This window comes from Cellvibrio sp. GW822-FHT04B05 (assembly GCF_058800985.1).
Genome location: NZ_JBXAMU010000001.1, coordinates 222,814 through 243,813, shown reverse-complemented (window position 1 = coordinate 243,813; position 21,000 = coordinate 222,814). Strand labels below are relative to the sequence as shown.

Below are 21,000 nucleotides of genomic sequence, written 5' to 3'. Positions count from 1 at the left end.
AAACCAGATTGGAATACATATGTCCGGCAGAAGTAGCCAATTTCATAGATGCCAGCAAAGGACATCGCAGGTTATTTATTATAATTCGATATTTTGTACACTTGTATACATTCACTGGCATATATTGTCAAATAAAACTAAAAACCAGGGAGATGCTAAAAATCAGGGTTCGGGGACATGGCGAAAAATGTATTTTTCAGTGCTTTCCTCATTCATATTCCGCAAGACTGAACATTCGCACTCCCAGCCGAGTGCCGGAAGTGCGCATATATTCATACGCTAATCATTATTTAATCGGTTTTAACTGAAATTTCTGACAGGGTGTATTAAACCAATGACCCTGTGCAAAACCGGTGTGATCTGCCACGCCACAGTTAGCAAGATCCAGCGGCAAGGTACTTTTGCGATTGGCAATTTTTACGGTGCCATCATTCAAATAATCCACTTGCCATTGCGCATGGACATCACCGCATTCTGCCAACTCTACACCTGCACCGGGAACAATGGATTTACTGATTACGGATAGGCACAGTTGCGGATTCGCTTTTGACTGCACCTTGTAATAACCATTATCAACATGCACAAAATTCCACTGTTGGGCATCCTGGTTTTTCCATTCTACTTGCTCGATCACACTGCCTGCTGTTGCGCCATTAGCGGGAGTTACTGCCTTACCGCTCTGAACACTGGTAAGGGCAATATCGGCAACGGGTTGAATACGCCACTGCACGCAGGCGGATTTTTTCTCGATCAACAGAGGAATATCATCAACTGATTTTTTTCCTGCATCCAACTCCGGCTCGCTGCAATCAGCAAAACCGAGTTCTTTTTTCGATTGCGCATTTACAATCGTCAACCAACCTTGATGGTAAGGCGTCAACTGCCACTGCTGACAGTGTTGGTTGTGCCAGGGTGATGCATTTAATTCGCCAGCTGTGCTGTTAACGCACTGCTGATTACCTTCGCCAAAGAACAGGCCGGAGTCACTCACCAAACGATAATTGCCTTGGGTGGTGTAATCCAGGGTCCATTGCGATTGTGCGGCGTCACAGGCGGCTTCAATAATTTTTCCGCCCGTATCTAACACAACACATTTTTCATTTGCCTTGCTCACCAGCTGTACTTTGGTGCCCTGCACTTTTGTTACTAGCGGGCCATTTTCACCCGCAGGCGATTCAACCGGAACCCCAGCTGAAACCGGCTCACCGAAATTTGGGGTATCATCCGCATTCCAGGTAAATTTTTGTGCGCGCACTGAGCGCGTGCTGCTGCAACCTTCCAACTCACTCGCATTACCGTGATAGATCAACCAATCTTCAGTAGCATCCGGTGATTTAAAAAAGCCATTGTGACCGGGACCGAAAACGCCGTTGCCTCTGCTGAATACCGGTTTATCAAATTTATGCCATGAATCCACTTTTAATGGATCATCACCGACCAATTCAATTAACCCCAATTTGTAATCCGGTGTGTTGCAATAGCTGGCGGAATACACCATAAACGTTTTGCCATTGCGCTTTAAAATTTCTGGACCTTCGTTTACTTTTCTGCCGGAAAATTCCCATTCATATTGCGGGCGAACAATTAATACCCGCTCACCTTCAACCGTCCAGGGATTGCTCATTTTAGAAATCCAGATGGTTTGTTCATCGCCTACCCACTGTGACCAGAGCAGATAAAGCTGGTCATTGTGCTCAAGATAATTGCCGTCGATATTCCAGATCTCCGGCATCGGCGAACCTTTGTAAGTATATGGCCCCATCGGATCATCACCCTGGCTTTCCACCACACTCAAATGTTGGCGATCAAGATTTTCCGCAATGCCCGAGGTATACATCACGTACCAGCGATGCCCCTTTTCTGTTTTCAGGCGATGGAACTCAAACGCCCAAAAATTACAGCAGCGCCCTAAATCACTTTCAGACCAAATATTGATAGGAGTAGCAGTTGCCAGCCCACCCAGGGTGGGGGATTTGCGCATCACCAATTGCGATGTCCAGGTAGTGGTTGTTAAATAATAATTCCCATCAAAATATTCCAACCAGGGGTCAGCACTGTTGGGAAAAATCGGATTGGTAAAAGTATTCACCAACTGCTCGGCGGTGGCGACAGACACACTTTGTGTTACAGGTGCGGCATCCTTTTTTGTCGGCGATCCGGTCTCTTTGCCGCAGCCGATTAACATGACGGGCAATAAGATCAGGGATAATAATTTTTTCATAATTTCGCTCTCACATTTACATTTTTAATTCTTTACACCCTATATCAATTTTCAGCCGTGTGTTGCTCATGGATTAACAGTTGGCTTTTAGCACTCCAGGGCGATGTATTCCAATCGCCCGATGAGTTGTATCACACGTGTGCCAGGTGATTGCAATTCAATTTTAATTCGCTGATACATCAGCAGTAGATAGTTGCAAGCCCAACGCAGATGCATGAATTACCGGCTGATGCGCGCGCATGACGTTATAGGCCAATGTAGTTGGCTCGGTGAAAATACCCTTACGGTGAATTATTTATCTGGACCCGCCAACGCTTCCGGCGCTTTTGTGCTGTATGCCGAAAAGCTTGATATCAATCTGATAACGATCAAAATATTGCCTATTTTTCATTATTACTTCATCGTACTTTATTAAAATTCCAGATAAAAAGCAGCGGTGCTGCTTAATGCACCACTGTTTTTGCATTCCAACTATTACTTTAAACGAGTCAAACTAAATTGCTGGTTAGTTGCACCCGTTGCATTCCATTGAATAATTTGCGCACCATTCGCGGTGCTCAAATTCAATACATCCAACGGCAAATTACTCAATTGTGATTTAAGGGTGTAATAACCACTGCTGCTGGCCAGGCTCCACTTCTGCCCGGCTCCGCCCCAGTAATCCCACTGCGCAATGTTGGCTCCCGCCGCGGTGGCATTGTTATACACATCCAAACTTTTCAAACTTGCCGCATTAATCAGGCTGTAATAACCGGTGCCCTGGTTAATTACATACCACTGTTGTGCGCGGTACGAATTCCAGGTTTCTTGCTGGATCATTGCGCCGTTCGCGCTGGATTTTGCTGCGGGTAATAAATCCTTACCGCTATGACGCGCAGTAATACGATACAAACCATCACTTACACCACCGCAACTCGCCACCGAAAAACTGCGCGTTAATGTCGGCCAGCCATTGCTGTAAGTCATTTTTAAAATATCGAGTTTCGCTGCACCGTTATCATTTAAGTCGTAATAGTGAGTCGATACGTAATTGCAGCCGTCTTGTTTCAACACGCCAATATGGCCGGGACCTTTGTATTTGCCGTCGGTGTTGGGCAGCAATGTGCGCACATCAGTATAAGGGCCGTAGACAGAAGTCGAGCGCGCCACTTGCACATAGTAAGTGCTGCTCGCACCGTTACAACATGCGCCGCGATTAATGAACAAATAATAATAATCACCATTGCGTGTAATGTAAGGCGCTTCAATATCGGCGTGATTGCCGCCGTAAATTTTGGTCACACTGCCATTTAATTTGCCAGTGGCTTGATTGATCTCCGCCAAACCAATGCCCCCAAAGAATGAGCCGTAGCTCATATACACTTTGCCGTCGTGATCGCGATACAACGCCGGATCAATTGCATTGATTTCCGAACTGCCGCCGTAAGACTCCACCACAATCCCCAGATCCTGCCAGCCCGGTGAAGTCAGCGATTCAGAACGCACTACACCGATTGCCGAATTCGACGAACCAAAAGTGGACACCGAATAGTAGAGGTAGTAGTAGCCATTCATATGGATGATGTCCGGCGCCCAGAATGAGCCACCGAAATTGGGGATCTTGTTATAAATCCAGGAGGGATATGAACTGAACACCGGGCTTGGCCCGCCAGTCCAGGTGGTCAGGTTGGTCGATGTGGAATACCAGATCCCGGTGCCGGTAGTGAAATGGAAATAGGTATTGCCATCTTTGGTGATAGCGCCCGGATCGTGGGAGTTGATTAATCCGGAAAGGGTAATGGCCGAAGCCGCCAAACTGCAGAGCCATAGGCCGATACCGGCCAATAAACGCTTGTACATAGTGATCACCTGTTCGTTATTGTTAGCAGGAGGGTGGTGACTGATAATGTATTAATATTATCATACAATTAATTTTACCCGGAAATAAACAATCAGGCCAAGGCTTTTTGGGAATCTTTACAGTTGGCGGCCATATAAACCTTCTGTGTGCTAACGCACCGCCTCCGGAATTCCTACCCTTTATGCTGCAACTGACATAACGGCCTAGCTGTAATTGCCAATAATTAGCATGCCACGCAATATATAAAGGAGAAAAATATGGATCTTATTATTAACCTGATCGTCTATCTCGTTGTATTCGGCCTTATCTGGTGGCTCGTTTCCCTGCTCCCCTTACCTGCGCCGGTCGCACAAATCGTGCGGGTGCTATTCATCATTTTACTTATTATCATTGTTCTATCAGTATTCGGGATTCTTCCCGGCGGCTACTTACCGCGACTTAGTCTCTAGCCGGATTAACGCGTAAAAAAGCCCCGCTTTCGTTGGAAAGCGGGGCTTTTTTTATTACTTAACCTTGGTTACATAACTCGCCAGCAATGGACTAACATTAGTCCACCTATTCAAAAGACGAGGTTCCTATGCAAACGATTATTAACGGCGGATGGGCAAGTCTCGCGATATTCTATCTTATGTAACTTTTATCGATTACTGAGACGCACGCTCCCATCTTTAAAGCCGCAGAACATTCTATTTAGTCGTACGACTCACTGCACCGACAACTTAAACACCGTGCGAGTCTTATATTCCTTACCGGGACGCAACACAATGGATGGGAACTGCGGTTGGTTGATTGAATCCGGAGCGTGTTGTGGCTCTAAACAAAACCCAGTGCGCTGTTTGTAGTTAATGCCTTTGCCGGTTAATGAACCATCCAGAAAATTGCCGGAATAGAATTGTACACCGGGTTCTTCAGTGAACACTTCCAATACGCGACCACTGCTCTCTTCCTCTACGCGCGCAGCCAGAAATAATTCTTTGTAGATTTTTTGATTGAGCAAAAAATTGTGGTCGTAGCCAACACCGTTTTTGATTTGCTCATGATCAGCGTTAATTAATTCACCGATCAAACGCGGACTGCGAAAATCAAATGGGGTATTGGCTACCGGCATAGGCTCGCCCATCGGGATTTGTGCATCATCCACTGCATTGATGTAATCAGCATTAATTTGTATTTTATGGCTGAGAATATCGCCACTGCTCTCTCGACTACAGGCTGCTAAATTGAAATAGCAGTGTTGGGTAAGGTTAACCGGTGTGGCTTTGTCTGTGGTCGCAAGATAATCAACAATTAACTCGTCGTTATGCGTGAATTGATAAGTGACGGTTACATCCAAATTGCCGGGGAAACCCTGATCACCATCTTCGCTCAATAAATGCAATCTTAAGATGGGGCCCTTCGCATTTTCTGCCGTCGTCGCACCCCAGACTTTTTTATCAAAACCGATTGGCCCACCATGCAAATTATTGGCACCATTATTGGCGGTCAATTGATAGGTTTTGCCATCTAACGTGAATTGGGCATTAGCGATGCGGTTGCCAACACGACCAATTAGCGCACCGAAATAAGGACCGGCATCAAGATAAGGTGCGAGGGTATCAAATCCCAATACCACATCAGCAAGCGTGCCGTTTTTATCGCGCATGTACCACTCGGTGATAATGCCGCCGAGGGTAATAATTTTTATGCTGCTGCCTTGTTTGTTGGTCAAGGTAAATTCCGTGACTGCCTCGCCCGCCGGGGTGGTGCCGAATAATGTTTGGGTAATTGCCGCTGTAGTTGTCATTACTGGTTAGTTCTCGCGCGTTAATGTCTGAAAATAAAAAGTGAGTTTAATCAGGCCTGTCCTGGCCAAAATCCGGAAAGCCATCACTCGTCCAGTTGAGGCGGCGAATATAGGTATGGCGATTGGGGTCAGTGAGCGGAGAGCCCTGCAACGCTAAATAATCGCGTGCATGATATAGCATAATGTCAATTTGACCATCATCACCCAGAGTGAAACTATTGTGGCCTGGGCCATAGCGTTTCAATTCCGGATTGCTCGCAAAAACCGGCCCTGGCAATTTGCGCCATGAGGCAGCCTCAAGCAAATTGCTATCGGCCTCTGCCCAGAGCAAACCCATCGCATAGCGATGATCCGTAGCGCTGCCAGAGTAGCTGATAAAAATTTTATCGTTACGTGCGATCACCGCTGCACCTTCATTCACTTTGTAGCCCTGAATTTCCCAATCCAGTTCCGGCCGTGAAATTTCAGTTTCGATTTCACCAACCTGGGTCGGCGAAATTAAGGTAGCGATATAGAGTGCGGAATTGAATTTTTCTTCCGGATCTTTTTGTGCCCATACCAGATAGCGCTGGCCTTTGTGCTCAAAACTGGTCGCATCGAGCGAAAAGGAATCGCGCGCGGTTTTCACCCGGCCCAATTCTTTCCATTCGCCAATCATTGGATCAGGTGATTCATTGGCCAGTACATACATACGGATCAGCCAGGGCTGTTCTGCATCGGCAGCCGCAAAATAGATGTACCAGGTGTTATCAAAATAATGCAGTTCCGGTGCCCAAATATTTGCGCCCATCGTGCCGGTTGCATGTTTACGCCAGACCACTTTCACCTGTGCCGTTTTTAATCCTGCGAGTGAATCGGCACTGCGCAATTCAATGCGGTCAAATTCCGGCGCGGTGGCAATAAAATAATAATGTCCCGCAGGTGTGCGATGGATAAATGGATCAGCGCGCTGTGCGATTAGCGGTTCAGGCGCAGTTGCGGCAGCTTTCCGGTTATTGTGCGACGGCGTATCTGCATTATTGCCACAGGCGACTAATGCTCCGGTCAGGATCAGGGTTACTACACTGGGTACTAACTTCATGGTCTTACCTCAGATTGGTGCTGTTAATCCAGAATGACATCGGGTCAGCTTTACATCGGTTAACTGTTATTCCCTATAGATTAATATTATATTACATATTCTTAAGAGTTAGACTAATATGAGAGATAGTCATGCAATTCACCCCGAATAACACTCCATTCCTGGCCACGCGCCAGCGATTAGCAAAATTGATATTTGCCTTGGTTTCGGTGCTGATCGCGCCTTTTATCAGCGCCAAACAAGTCGATGTGCACGACCCGGTTATAACCCGCGAAGGAGATACCTGGTATCTATTCAGCACTGGCCCCGGCATCACCATTTACAGTTCCAAAGACCGCGTAAATTGGCGCTACTCTGATCGCGCCTTTGCAACTGAACCGACCTGGGCAAAATCTATCGCGCCCAGTTTTGACGGCCACCTCTGGGCGCCGGACATCTACTTTCACAACAACCAATTTTATTTGTATTACTCCGTATCTGCCTTTGGTAAAAACACTTCAGCGATTGGTGTGACGGTAAATAAAACCTTGAATCCAAAATCACCGGATTATCGCTGGGAAGATAAAGGCATAGTGATCCAGTCAGTTCCCAATCGCGATTTATGGAATGCAATTGACCCCGCTATTGTTGTCGATGAACAGGGCGTGGGCTGGATGAGTTTTGGCTCCTTCTGGGGCGGACTGAAAATGTTCAAACTCAATGCTGACTGGACTCGTCCAGCTGAACCGCAGGTGTGGCACAGCATCGCAAAACGCGAGCGGTCGATTTTAGTTCCCGATACTGATGCGCGCCCCGCACAAATTGAAGCTCCGTTTATTTTACGCAAAGGCGACTACTACTATTTATTTGCGTCCTGGGGACTCTGCTGCAAAGGCGCTGACTCAACCTACCATTTGGTGGTGGGCAGATCCAAAAGTGCAACTGGCCCCTATCTAGATAAAAATGGAAAAGATATGAATGAAGGTGGCGGCAGCTTGTTGATTCAAGGCAATAAAAATTGGGTCGGCCTCGGCCATAACAGCGCATACACCTGGGATGGGAAAGATTATCTCGTGTTGCATGCCTATGAAACGGCAGACAAGTATCTGCAAAAACTCAAGATACTGAATATCAATTGGGACAAAGACAGCTGGCCTGGCGTTGATCCAAAAGAATTGGATACCTATAAAAGTAAACACTTGAAATAATTATGAGTAAAAATATTAACCACACTTAAAGGAATAAGTGTGAAAAACCACAGACAAAACTCCCCGGTTTTCATAACTTATTGATTATAAGTAGCCCGGTTTATTAGAAATAACTCTTTGTTTAAAAAATCCAGGACGACTAGGCTGTAATAATCCCTATTAAACCGGTAAGGGAATATTATTTTTTAACGGAGATGTAATATGTCCAGAGAAGAGCTTTTACGCGAAGAACAAGGCGAAACCGCACGTGAACTGGCTGAGCTGTTACGGCTGGCGCAGGAAATGGGGCGCCGCTTAAGCAATGAAACTCATGGCGAAATGTACGACGATGTACGTTTACTCATTTCACTCCTGCATCAAGTCCGCGCGCAAGCCGATTTAATTGATGCAAAATTAAATTCTGCTGACCCGGTCGTTGAACTTATGGCGCGAAGGCAACAGCATTAGATTGCTTAACGCAACAGCCTGACTCCGTAAATCCCTCCCGCAACTGAACCAGGTGCGGCGACAAACTTCAATGTGTATTTACCTTTTGCTTTTTTCACTAACTCTGCCGGTATTGGATAATCCACAGTGAAAAACTCTTTGGCGCTTCCGGTAGACTCAACCCCGGCAATAACAACATCGTTAAGGCGAATTTCAAAGCGACGCCCGGCATCAATTCCTGCATAGGTAATCTGCAACACTTTTGCTTCGCTCTTCCTATCATTTAACTCGTAGCTGAACCAGGCGCGGGTATGGCGCCAATGCCGACCGTTGTATAAGCCCGCTTCACTTTGTTCCCCTTTATAGAAATGATCTGATTCCGGCTGTTGTTCGCCCGGTGCAACCTGATCAATTGTTTTAGACAGTAATGCAATGCGCTCTTTTTCATCAACAGCCGCTTTTGCACGGGCCTTTTCAACATCGGCAGCTGTCGTGTATGGCCAATAAATAGCATAGCGTGATTCATGCAAACGGAAGAATGGAATCAGTTCGATGTTTTGCAACTGCTGTCCATTAATTAAGCCTGAAGCATTAAATGTGAGTGGCTTTCCCGCGACCGGCTTTAATTGCTGAATAAATTCCTTACTATTGCCCAATAAAAAGGGGGCAGCTTCCAGCGGACACATCTGGCCACTGGCGATATGTCCCATACGCGAATCATCGCCAAAATAATTTATTTTCTCATCGGCAAAGGGTTGGGTTTTAGCCGCAAGCACGATCGGACCATGCAAAATTGCGTAGTAGTTGGAACCATCAGGCATTTTTTCCAACTCGCTGTGCATGGGCAAGGTCAGTTCCACTTTATCGCCTTTTTTCCAGCGGCGCTCAAGTGCGATAAAGTCGCCCGGTTGTTGCTGCACATCAACTTTTTTACCATTCACACGCAGCTCCAGTTTCCCTGCGGTTACCCACGCCGGATAACGCAGTTGCAAGCGAAAGCGCGCTGCTTTTTCAATCACAATTACCGTTGTTTCAGCATCGGGAAACAGCGTGGATTGAGTCAGGCTAATGCCCTGCTCTTTCCACTCCATCCGCGAGGGAATAAATAAATTCATAAATACTTCCGGTGACTGCCTTGCTTTTTTATCGCGGGCATAAATAAATTCCGCGTATTTGGAATGGCTTTCCAAACCTGAGCCAACACAACACCACATCCCGTCATGCACTTGCGAATAAACACGGTAGTGGTTTGGGCGCATCGGCGTGAAATACACAAAGCCGCCATTACCCGGATTTTGCGATGACAATATATGGTTATAGAGCGCGCGCTCGTAGTAATCCACGTATTTTGTTTGAGGTGCAGTCATTTGCGGTGAATGCTTGCTGCCCGATGACAAATACAACAACTCGGTCAGCTTCAGCATATTGTAGGTATTACAGGTTTCCGGGCCTTCCACTTCATTAATCATCGGTGCAAAGTCAGCGGCATCATGGAAGTGTTCTTTCACACTGTTACCACCAATAGCAACCGTGCGTTTATCAATCACCGTTTGCCAGAAGAATTCTGCCGCTTTATTCCAATCATGATTATTTGTTGCATCGGCATAGCGTTTAAAGCCGATCACTTTGGGAATCTGGGTATTCGCATGCAAGCCGGTGAGCCGGTCTTGTTTTTTCTCCAGTGGCTGGAGAATCGCTTGATGGGAAAATGCTTCGGCAAGAATGAGGTATTTTTTATCACCGGTTATTTGTGCCACATCGACAAACACCTCGTTCATACCGCCGTGCTCCGTGCGCAACATAACTTGCATCTGTTCGGACGATAAATTTCTGGTCAACTCGATTGTCCAGTCAGATAATTTAACCAGCATTTTTTTCGCATCATCATTGTGCGCGTAAATATAGGCATCGCGCAGACCCGCGTAGATTTTATGCAAGTTGTACCAGGGAACCCAACGTTCATTGGTAGAGAAATTATCCGCGCGGATGTCTCCCCTGGCTATTTCGTCCCACATTTTTTTGCTGCCAGGAATGCCACCGATATAACCATTGCCTAATTTTTCCTGACATTTTTTAAGCTCGGCAATAACATAATCCAAACGCGCCAATACTTCTCTATTACCGGTAGAGGCATACATCAGTGCGAGCGCAGAAACATAATGCCCACCCATGTGCCCATCCAAACCAGTGGATTCCCAGTTGCCGTAAGTTTCTTTAAATGGCAATCCGGCTTCACGGCGAAACGGCGCCAATAATTTCTCGACATCCAAGGCCATCAAGTAATCTTTGTTGGTGTTTTGCGCTTGCAAAAAAGGGCTGGGCAGCAAAGTCACATTATTCAATGGAACCAGTTCAAGTGCAGTTGCGTTAAACCCAAGTCCCACTCCAATAACAAATAACAGGCGTTTGGTTAATCGATTCATTATTTACACCTTTAAACAGAAACCCTAAGAATTTTCATAATAAAAAAGGCAGCTCTTTCAAGCTGCCTTTCTTGCATACATTAACCTTCGGAAAAACCCAGGTTAACCTAGAAAGAATAACGTGCACCGATTGCAAAAGTACGGCTGTAAAGTGATGATCCAAAGTTATTGGTAGTTGTACCATTTTCACCGTAGTAACTTTGGTAAATTTCTTCTGTCAGGTTAGTACCGTCCAGAGTTAATTCCAACTCATCAGTTACTTTATAGCTGATTTGTAAATCCATACTCTTCTCCGGTTTTCTCCAGACTTCCAATGGGTTTGCAAACAATGCAGCTTCGTAGTTATTCAAGAACTCACTACGCCATGCGTAAGATAAACGCATACCGATTTTATCCTTTTCATACGCCAGCACTACACTGTAAGACTCATCAGACACACCGAATAAATCAGTTTCTTTTGTACCAGTGATTTCACCCTTATCGTTGGTCATTGGAGTTGTTTGAGATGAATGCAACGCGGTATAGCTCGCCTGCACACCAAAACCATCAAGTATTCCCGGCAAGTTTTCCGGGAACCACACAGCACCCAGTTCGAGACCTGTCAATTCACCATTAGAAGCATTAAACGGTTGACTAAGAACATAGGTTCCCATTTCACCGGTCGGTGTCTCGTGCTGGACCTGACGGCGGAAGTCGATCACAAACCCATCAATATCACGTTTAAACAAAGTACCGAATAATGAGCTTCCTTCAGCGAAATACCACTCCAGAGAGAAATCATAATTTTTTGATTCCGTCGGCTTCAAATCCGGATTACCACCGCCGGCAGTACCGTAACCAATACCGGTAACGTCCTCGTTATAAACAATACGTGAATTAAGTGATGCAAAGTTCGGACGACGCAAGGTTTCGGTGTAAGCAAAACGCGCATATAAATCATCAGTTAATGCATAGCGTACCGACAAGCTTGGCAATACTTTAGAAGTATCGGCTGAGTCCTCATACACTTCTCTGCCCGGTGACGCAGTATCAGTAAATTCCATGTCAGTGTCAGAACCGGTGTAACGCACACCGATCTCACCATCGAGGGTTCTACCTGCAATTTCAGTCTCATATTGCGCGGTAATATACGCTGAGGTGGTCAGCTCATCGATATTGAAACTTTCATCAAGCGCCAATTTTTGCAAATTGTACGCAGCGCGCATTGCAGCTGCATTGGAGCGCAGGTAATAACCATTTGCCACGGCCCAACTCGTGGGAACGTCGGCATTGCCATCAAAGAAACCTTTATTGATATAAGTCATTTCAGCAGTGATAGGCACATTTGCATTAAAGCCCTCTTGACGACTAAAAGCTTCTGATGCACTGCGCTGGTCAACACGCACACCGAAATTGAATTTGTTGAAAATCCCCACATTAGCATCGTAGGTTGCATCGGTAGTAAATGTAACCGCATCACCTTCATTCTTGTTGGCGTTGTCGTATAGCTGTGCAGTTTTCCAATTTGCAACATCAGATACATCAGCTTCGTTCAGTGTCGTGGCCGGATTGTCGATAAAGCCAAACGCCGGGATACCGCCACCCGCATTGAAATCCACATTCAGACCGTAGCGTGCGCCTTCATAGCGGGCAGCAATAAAATCAGTTTCAAATGTACTTTCCTGATAAACCACTTCTGATTTCACATTGAAATTATCAGAAATATCCCAGTTACCACCTAACGCATATACAAAACTGTCGGTCTTGCCTGTTGTCAAATCGCCACTGGTGAATGACCAGTTGTCTCTTACATTTCTGGACTTAACAATATTAGTCCCTTCAAATAAAACTACATTCGCATCAGCAGCAGCCGTCGGGCTATTTGCATAGGAGCCCCACCAGTCTGCAAACGAGAACAACAACGAGTTAAAGGAATCATTGCGATAACCGTTGTAGAAAGCTTCGAAGGTATATTCTGATGTATCGTTCGGTGCAAATTGCAACGACACGTTGGCGGCAGAACGCTCACGCTTACCAGTAAAGTCACTGGAGAAAATCGCATCACGGCCAAGAATATATTCCATTTGCTGGCCATTAACTGCCAAGGTAGAACCCGGTGCGCTAGACAAGCCATTTAACAAGCCCGGTGTCCAGATTGGATTTTGGCTCACACCACCCTTATCCAAAAAGATACGCTCATAGGCAGTAAAAGGAGCAACAGGATTATCAGTTGCAAATGGAACCATCGCACCTGCAGTGATGCTTTGGTCACGATAATGGGTTTCCGCAAAAGACAGGTTTACCAAAGCACCAAATTCACCGGCACTGGTATTCCAGCGATTACTCGCAAGACCGCTAATATTTGGATCAATTTCGTCCGCCTGTTCCTGGTTGATTGCACGTGCGGCAAGTACATACTTGCTGCCATCGAAATCAAAAGGACGCTGGGTTTTAATATCAATTACGCCAGCAATACCACTTTCAATCTGGCTGGCAGAACGGGTTTTATAAACATCCACCTGCTTTAACAAACTCGCTGGAATATCTTGCAACGCAACTGACAAACCGGAAGCAGTAAAAATATTGCGGCCATTTACGGTAGTGGTCACATCGGTCAAACCGCGAATAGAGATGCCGGCAACTTCGCCTGAACCACGGTTAGTAACCTGAATACCGGGAACGCGCTGTAACGACTCTACAACGTTATTGTCGGGAAATTTGCCGATATCTTCCGCGACGATTGCATCAACAATTTGGTTCTTCTCGCGTTTTACATCCAAGGCTTTAGCCAAACTGCCACGAATACCGGAAACAACAATTTCTTCAACCTGTTCTTCTTGCGCAATTGCGGCAAAGGAAGAGCCCAATGCAGCAATCATAGTGATAGATAAACTGAGTGTTTTTTTCTGGAACATTGATGATCTCTCCCGTGCTCGATTACACCTGCTACATCACTGGATGCAGGAGCAATCGTTATTATTAAAAGTCGGTAGTTCTTGTAGGGCCTTGTCTCAGTAAAACAGCTAGCGATTTATGGTTATTGGGGCTGGGATGCGGCAAGGCACCACAGCAGGACAACGCAAAGAGGCCAACAAATATACATATTGTAAGACAAATAAATATTATTCTTATGCTTTAAGTGAGTCAACAGAGGGGGATAATTTTTAACGAAATATCCTTAATTGATTCAAGTGACACCAAAATTTGTTACTGGCAGTGACATTCCAAACATTAAAGGCAAAAAAAAGCCGCCACAGAGACTGTAACGGCTGAAAAAGTGGTGTTAACAAATAAATCGCTACACCAATCCAACGACAAAGGGATAAAACTCCAAGCAATATACAAACAAAAACGAACATGGATTACACACACTAAACAACCCATCTATTTATATTATTATACAACAATATAATCGCTGCGCCAGTAGTTTCTGGTAAATAATTTTTGCTCCGCATATAAATGAAAAGTCCCGGCTTTTCAGCCAGGACTCTTCATCAGCATTGCGGTGCTAACCGCATTTCCAATCTACGTTAGAACGAGTAACGCGCCCCCACCGCAAATGTTTTTGAATAGATTGCGTTGCCAAAGTTGTACAGGTTTTGATTTCCTTCGCCGTAATAACTTTGGTAAACGTCATCCAATAAATTGGTCGCATCAAACGTTACAACCAGATTGTCAGTGACATCGTAGCTAAATTGGAAATCCAAACTCTGCTCCGGGCGACTCCAGAATTGAATAGGATTAGCAAAAATTGCTGCTTCATTACCGGTGTAAAATTTCTCGCGCCAGACATAAGACAAACGCGCATCAAATACATCTTTATCGTAAGCGAGCACGATACTGTAAGACGAGTCGGATACACCTGTCATTTTGGAATCTACATATTTGGTGATTTCGCCAGCGGTACTGTATTCAGGTGTTTTTTGCGAAGAATCCAACAAGGTGAAACTTGCTTGTACACCAAGGCCATCCAATGTCTCGGGCAGGTTATCAGGGAAGTAAACCAAACCAACTTCCAATCCGGACAATTCACCATCAGCGGCGTTTACGCCAGTAGTCAAAACGTAATCGCGAGTGATCCCATCATTGCCAGTCCGGTTAATGGTTTTCTTACCACCAATAACCAGGCCATCAATTTCACGTTTGAACACCGCACCATACAAAGAGCTGCCCGGTGCAAAATACCATTCAAGCGATAAATCGTAGTTGGTTGATTCAGTTGGTTTGAGATCCGGATTGCCACCACTACCGGTACCGTAAGGCACTGACGTTAATGGATCTTGAAAGTATTGCAGCGGATTTAAATCCCCGAAGTTCGGCATACGCAATGTTTGGGTGTAAGCAAAACGCCCGACCAGATCGCCGGTAATATTCCAGTTCAACACCAGACTGGGTAATACCTTGTCAGCTTTGCCGCTGCCAGTATCATTGTTATAGATATTAGTGTTAGTGCCAGTTTCCGCCCAGAACTCCATGTCCTGTTCATAATTCACATAACGTACACCGAATTCACCGCTTACATTATCGGTGACATTAAATTTGGTCGTTGCATACAGTGCAGACGATGTTTCCGTTACATCAAATACTTTCGTCGTGCTTTCTTTTTCCAACCCATAAACACGGCGTACAGCATCGGCATTATCCAGGAGATAGCTACCGTCGGCAGTAATGAAGCTATCGAAAATAGTTGCCCGGCCATCGAAATAATCAGAGACAGTAAAGATGAGACCAGAGCCGTCGCCCGATGCACCTGCAGCAACAAGCGCGTCCATTAATTCACTAACTGTCTTGCCACCGGTAGCCCATGATTCCTGACCGCGCGTAAAGTCTTGCGCATTACGCTCTTCATAACGCCCTCCCACTTTAACGGATTGGATAAAATCGCCATCCAACTTCCATTCAACATCGGTGGTAAAGCTGGTGGAATCACCCTGGTTGCCGCCGCCGTTATCCCACATACCGGACGCTTTCCAATTGCCCACTGCTGCTATATCAGATTCATCCAAATTGGCAGTGGCCGGGTTGTCCCAGAACACCAATGACGGAATGCCATCGCGATTGTTGTAATCAACATCCAAACCATAAGCTACACGCTCAAAACGCATTGCAAAAAAGTCGGTGGTGTATTTACTGTCTTGATAAACAATTTCCGAATTAACGGTAACGTTATCAGCCGGCGTCCATTTGGCGCCCAGAGCATATAAATAACTGTCGGTTTTTCCCGTCGAGTAATCACCACTTTGGAAGCCGCCGTTGTCGCGCCCTTGATGCTCTTTAACAACATTGGTGCCTTCATAAACAGTAGGAATAGTGATATTGCCGTTTTGGTGCTCAAGCGTATTGCTAAACCACATTGCATTTTGCGATTCATTGCGGTAACCGGTATAAAAACCTTCTGCGGTTACCTCCAACTCTTCATTCGGTGCCCATTGTAAAGAAACACTAGCCGCAGGACGCTCACGCAAACCGGTATAGGATGTACCAAATACTGCATCGCGCATCAATAAATAATCGTAATCCGCACCACCGACATTTAATGTTGAACCCGCGGCATTAGGAAGACCGGTCTCAAGACCCGCCTGCCAAACCGGCACATTGTTGTATGAGTTTGGAATCATTTGGTAAGGCGCGTAATCCGGATGAGGATTCGCACTGAAGTAAGGAAATACCGCACCGGCAGTCATGGTGTCATCGCGGTAATGTGTTTCTGCGTAAGACACATTCACCAGCGCACCAAACTCACCGCCACTCGATAATTCCCAACGATTGCTAAACAACGCACTTACGTTTGGATCAATTTCATCGGGCTGGTCTGAATAGATACCGCGACCGGCAATTACAATTTTTTCACCATCAAAATTAAATGGACGATGGGTTTTAATATCGATTGAACCCGCAATACCACGCTCAACCTGATCAGCAGACCGGGTTTTATAAACCATCACATTCGATAACAAGCTTGCAGGAATATCCTGCAATGCCACTGAACGACCGGAGCCGGTGAATACATCGCGGCCGTTGACAGTAGTGTGCACATCCGTTAAACCGCGAATCGACACACCTGTTACTTGGCCTGCACCACGACCGGTTGTCTGCACGCCGGTTACGCGCTGTAATGCCTCAACAACGTTGTTGTCAGGAAATTTACCGATATCTTCAGCGACGATAGAGTCAACAATCTGGATGTTTTCACGCTTGATATCCAACGCTTTGGTTAAACTGGCGCGAATACCTTGTACGATTACTTCTTCAACCTGTTCTTCCTGTGCGCTACTGATTTGGGCCAACATCGCGGTAAGTATCGCGGTGGCCAAGGCTGTCTTCTTATACATAGTAAACCTCATAATTTTTTTAAAATTTGAGTTAATTGTGTATGCACTAACTCAAACACAAAGGATTAAATATCGAGGGGGAAATCCCCCTCGAGCCGCTTATTGATTTGCAGGCAATCCTTCTTGGTAGAGAGTGTTAATCTTCTCGGCGCTAATGGTTCCGGTATAAACTTTCAACTCATCAATTGCGCCGTTGAATGGGGTATCCCAATAGTTCACGCCCAGGGCAAACTCATTGGTTTCACCCGCAACGGTCATCACACGAGGGAAGCCACTCGCTTCGAGTTGCTGTACGCCGTTCACATATATTTTGATGGTGTTATTGTTGTCGCCATCGACCATCACAACCACATGCGTCCATTGACCGGCAGGAATACGATTGTTCAATTCAGCGTTATCGTAGAAACCATTCGGTGAATTTGCCCATACGCGCGTTTTTTCTGTGCCGTTCATTGACGGAACCAGGCTCAGCCAAATATTGGCATTCGCCCCACCAAAAAATGCGGTTGTATAATTGGTAAATGCTGTTGGTTTTAACCACAAAGAAATTGCGTAGCTATTGGTAGTAATCAAGTTGTCCGGCAAACGGATACCCGTTGCGCCATTCAGATTTACCGCCTGGCCCTTAACGCCCTCAACATAGCTAATAGCACCGCCAGTATTATGGATAAAGTTGCCAGTCACTTTACCGTCAGCGGCAGTACCGTTAAGCGCAGTTAAATTGCCATCAAAACTGTACTCAGCTGGAGCCAGTGATTTAATGGTTACCTGGAATGTTTTTGTGTCTTTAAAACCTTGATAGTTGATGTGTGCTGTTAAGGTAATTGTCTTATCACCTTCATCGGCGGTAGGTTGTTTAACCACTGCAACACCGTTAGCAGGTTTCAAGAAATTTTCATCGCTGGATGTCCAACTAATACCGGATACAAATGGGCCCACACGAAGCAAATCAAAATCTTCGCGTACAGCAGAGAGATCACCAAGATCCAATGCATCTTTCACAAAACCGGCAAATTGGGATTCATCGGTCAGGTTATTAATTGCCGCCCCATTAATATCCAATGAACTTAATGCGTAGTCATAAACAATAAATTCATCAAGTTGTCCCTTGAATGGATTATCCCAACCAAAGTTCACACCGAAGGCGTAGAAGCCACCTGTTGCAGAGAAAATATTCGCACGATTCATTTGCCCTACGAAGTTACCGTCAATAAAAAGTTTCATTACAGGAACATCATAGGTAATTGCAACATGCTGCCACTGATTTAATGGCGCTGTTGCACCGGCAACGATTTGATTCCAATCACCATTATCAGTCGCGCTAATTCCACCAAAAAAACTCCAAATAAGTGACTGGTTAGTAAACCATGCCTTACCAGGAATATAACTCAACCAATTATCAACATCTTTAGCAGCAAAAAAGGCAGGAGTATGTTCACGTAGCTCCGCGCTATTAGACCAAAATGAAACAGTGAATTGACCAGATGAAATAATATTGTCGGGTAAACGAATACCGCTATTACCATCCAACACCACAGATTGGCCTTTCTTACCGGCGATGTAACTTAAGCTGCCGGCCCCTTTATTATTGAGATCACGGTCGGTAGATTCAGCGTTTACAAAATTATTCAATCCATCAACAAGGTTATTATCAAATGAGTAATGAGCAACTGCGTTCCTAAATGCTGGACGTGCCTTGAGTGTCACATTGAACAATTTAGTAGTGGTTTGGCCACCGAGCGAAAGGTTTGCAGTTAAGGTAACTGTTTGGTCACCCAAATCAGGTGTAGGAATAAATACTTTACCTTTTGAATCGATAAAATATTCGTTGCTACTTATCCAATTAATCACAGTTCCACTTTTACCGACGGTAGGCAGGGAATAGCCTTCATCAGCAAGGGTTAATTCCGTTTTGATATTCAGTGCGGAAGAAACCGCATTCAATGCAGTTGCAGTTCCAGCGATAGAATCAGTGCGGCTACCAAACACCGATGCACCATCACTTGCCATAGCAGAAAACACCGGCACCAATTCTTTGATGCCATCGTCCCACTGCCACTTGACCACACCAAAATAGGTACCGGAATCCAATACCAATTTAATTGAGTCGTCACCCTGGGTGAGCCATGAACCTTTTTCACTGCCGGTGACAGTGCGGTTTTCGTTAAGCGTGATGTAGCCCGATTTAATCGCAGTTTTATTAACTGCTTTACCTTGATTCACAAATTTGTAGTGACCGGGAATTTGCGCAACATCAACCAGATTATTGCCAATGAGCGGAACATAGCGCTGCGGTGATACCACCAACCAGCCATCTTTACTCACAAACATTTCATGCACGCGCACAGCATGTGCTTCAGGATTGGTCGGATAAGCGGTCGCTGTCGCGGGGAAACGCGTATGCGTTACCAATAGATGACGCTTGGTTACTTCATCGTAATAAGCTGAGTTATGACCGGGCGATTGATAACCCCAGGATGGACCTACATCACCCAGAGTTTTGGTGAATTCAAAACCACCTAAAAGTTTGCCACCAATTTCCAATGTACCGCCGATTTTGGAAATATCATTTCCGGCTGGATCAAGGTAAGGACCTTTTGGTGTTTTGGAGCGAGCAATGCGAATGTTGTAGCCATCGTTAGCCGCAAAGCCGGCGACGGAATAAAACAGATAGTAGTAATCAGCTACAGGACTGTAAGTGACAAACGCACCTTCAATTGCGCGGAAATCACCGCCGAGCAAACGCGTACCATAGCCTTGACCCACTTCCGGTTTGCCGGTGGATTCGTCCAGCGCCAATATAAAAATACCGCCTGAATAGGAGCCGTACACCATCCATAATTTGTTGTCTTTATCGTAGAAAGCCGCAGGGTCGATCGCATTAGGATCAACTGCACCATTCCACGATGTTTGGCCGTTATCTAATGGATATTGGATAAATTCGCTTGCAGTTCTGTAACCACTGCGCAGGAAAACTCCTTTATTTTTGTATGGCCCCTCAACCGAATCAGCTTCAGCCAAACCTAAATAAGAGCGATTCCAGCAGCCGCCATTATCCGCTTCGGTTTGGGCGCAATGGTTATAGTAGAACCAATATTTGCCGTTAGGCGCTTTGATGACATCAGCAGCCCAGTTGCCTTTGAAACCATCAGTCCAGGCAATGCCTTCAGAGATTTCGCTTGAGTAAGTATTAAAGAGCCGACTCTCATCTACTTTATCGTTTGCGGATAAAACAGAAATGTATTGCCAGTTGATTAAGTCGCTGGACTTGGCCGCAGCCAGATGCGAACCGAAAATATAGTAATCGTTACCCGCCTTTACGACCGAAGGATCGTGCACGCCGATATCAAGCCAATTCACCGAGCCGTCAGGCGTCAGCGGAATTATGCTCGCGACCGCAGGCTTGCTGTAAGCAGGTTCGGGCGTGGCAGGCGTAGAAGGATAGGTTTTGTTATCACCACCGCCACCGCAACTGCTCAAAATCAGCAGGCCACCGATGACAAGCGTAAGACTTGTTAGCTTCATAGGGTTGTACCTCGTATTGTTATTTCTTATTCAATATGTCGGGCCAAGGCGACCGCACTAGTCCTGCTGTGATCTCCATCAGCACCTTTGTTATAAGTAGCTCTGCCAACGAAAAAATCATTATATAATACAATAATACTATAGTTTCATATTGTCATATTGTTCAACGTGAGTAAAGTCCCGGACGCCGCTTTTCAGAGGGA

Annotated in this window: 11 protein-coding genes; 3 read left to right on the top strand and 8 right to left on the bottom strand. The window is 45.6% G+C overall.

Annotated features, from left to right (window positions below; all coding sequences use genetic code 11):
* Nucleotides 1-286: 286 nt before the first annotated feature.
* Nucleotides 287-2,221 (bottom strand): family 43 glycosylhydrolase, encoded by a 1,935-nt coding sequence (locus tag AC1RJL_RS00985; RefSeq protein ID WP_492910874.1) that lies wholly within the window; start codon nt 2,219-2,221, stop codon nt 287-289.
* A 474-nt stretch (nt 2,222-2,695) separates the two neighbouring features.
* Nucleotides 2,696-4,060, bottom strand: a complete 1,365-nt coding sequence (locus AC1RJL_RS00980; RefSeq protein WP_492910873.1) for a family 43 glycosylhydrolase — start codon at nt 4,058-4,060, stop codon at nt 2,696-2,698.
* Nucleotides 4,061-4,318: 258 nt separating this feature from the next.
* Between AC1RJL_RS00980 and AC1RJL_RS00975 the strand changes: the two genes are divergently transcribed.
* On the top strand, nt 4,319-4,510 hold the full coding sequence (locus AC1RJL_RS00975; RefSeq protein WP_492910872.1) for a Thivi_2564 family membrane protein: 192 nt from the start codon (nt 4,319-4,321) through the stop codon (nt 4,508-4,510).
* Between the two features lie 254 nt (nt 4,511-4,764).
* Here the strand turns inward: AC1RJL_RS00975 and AC1RJL_RS00970 are convergent, their stop codons facing one another.
* Together AC1RJL_RS00970 and AC1RJL_RS00965 are read right to left on the bottom strand one after the other, a co-directional pair.
* Nucleotides 4,765-5,844 carry an aldose epimerase family protein gene (locus AC1RJL_RS00970; protein ID WP_492910871.1) on the bottom strand — a complete coding sequence of 360 codons (1,080 nt, stop codon included), beginning with the start codon at nt 5,842-5,844 and terminating at the stop codon, nt 4,765-4,767.
* A gap of 46 nt (nt 5,845-5,890) precedes the next feature.
* Nucleotides 5,891-6,925, bottom strand: coding sequence for a glycoside hydrolase family 43 protein (locus AC1RJL_RS00965; protein WP_492910870.1), 1,035 nt, complete (start codon nt 6,923-6,925; stop codon nt 5,891-5,893).
* 131 nt (nt 6,926-7,056) lie between these two features.
* Between AC1RJL_RS00965 and AC1RJL_RS00960 the strand changes: the two genes are divergently transcribed.
* On the top strand, nt 7,057-8,112 hold the full coding sequence (locus AC1RJL_RS00960; protein ID WP_492910869.1) for an arabinan endo-1,5-alpha-L-arabinosidase: 1,056 nt from the start codon (nt 7,057-7,059) through the stop codon (nt 8,110-8,112).
* Nucleotides 8,113-8,313: 201 nt separating this feature from the next.
* Nucleotides 8,314-8,559 carry a hypothetical protein gene (locus AC1RJL_RS00955; RefSeq protein WP_492910868.1) on the top strand — a complete coding sequence of 82 codons (246 nt, stop codon included), beginning with the start codon at nt 8,314-8,316 and terminating at the stop codon, nt 8,557-8,559.
* Nucleotides 8,560-8,564: 5 nt separating this feature from the next.
* Here AC1RJL_RS00955 and AC1RJL_RS00950 read toward each other — a convergent pair whose 3' ends face one another.
* The 4 genes from AC1RJL_RS00950 to AC1RJL_RS00935 form a co-directional block, all read right to left on the bottom strand.
* A complete protein-coding gene (locus AC1RJL_RS00950; protein ID WP_492910867.1) occupies nt 8,565-10,961 on the bottom strand; it encodes a beta-L-arabinofuranosidase domain-containing protein in 2,397 nt (798 codons plus the stop codon).
* 107 nt (nt 10,962-11,068) lie between these two features.
* Nucleotides 11,069-13,855: a TonB-dependent receptor gene (locus tag AC1RJL_RS00945; RefSeq protein WP_492910866.1), complete on the bottom strand. Its 2,787-nt coding sequence runs from the start codon at nt 13,853-13,855 to the stop codon at nt 11,069-11,071.
* Nucleotides 13,856-14,470: 615 nt separating this feature from the next.
* The gene (locus AC1RJL_RS00940) at nt 14,471-17,272 is read right to left on the bottom strand and encodes a TonB-dependent receptor (protein WP_492910865.1); all 2,802 of its coding nucleotides are present in this window, start codon (nt 17,270-17,272) and stop codon (nt 14,471-14,473) included.
* A 99-nt stretch (nt 17,273-17,371) separates the two neighbouring features.
* Nucleotides 17,372-20,797: a LamG-like jellyroll fold domain-containing protein gene (locus AC1RJL_RS00935; RefSeq protein WP_492910864.1), complete on the bottom strand. Its 3,426-nt coding sequence runs from the start codon at nt 20,795-20,797 to the stop codon at nt 17,372-17,374.
* Nucleotides 20,798-21,000: the final 203 nt, after the last annotated feature.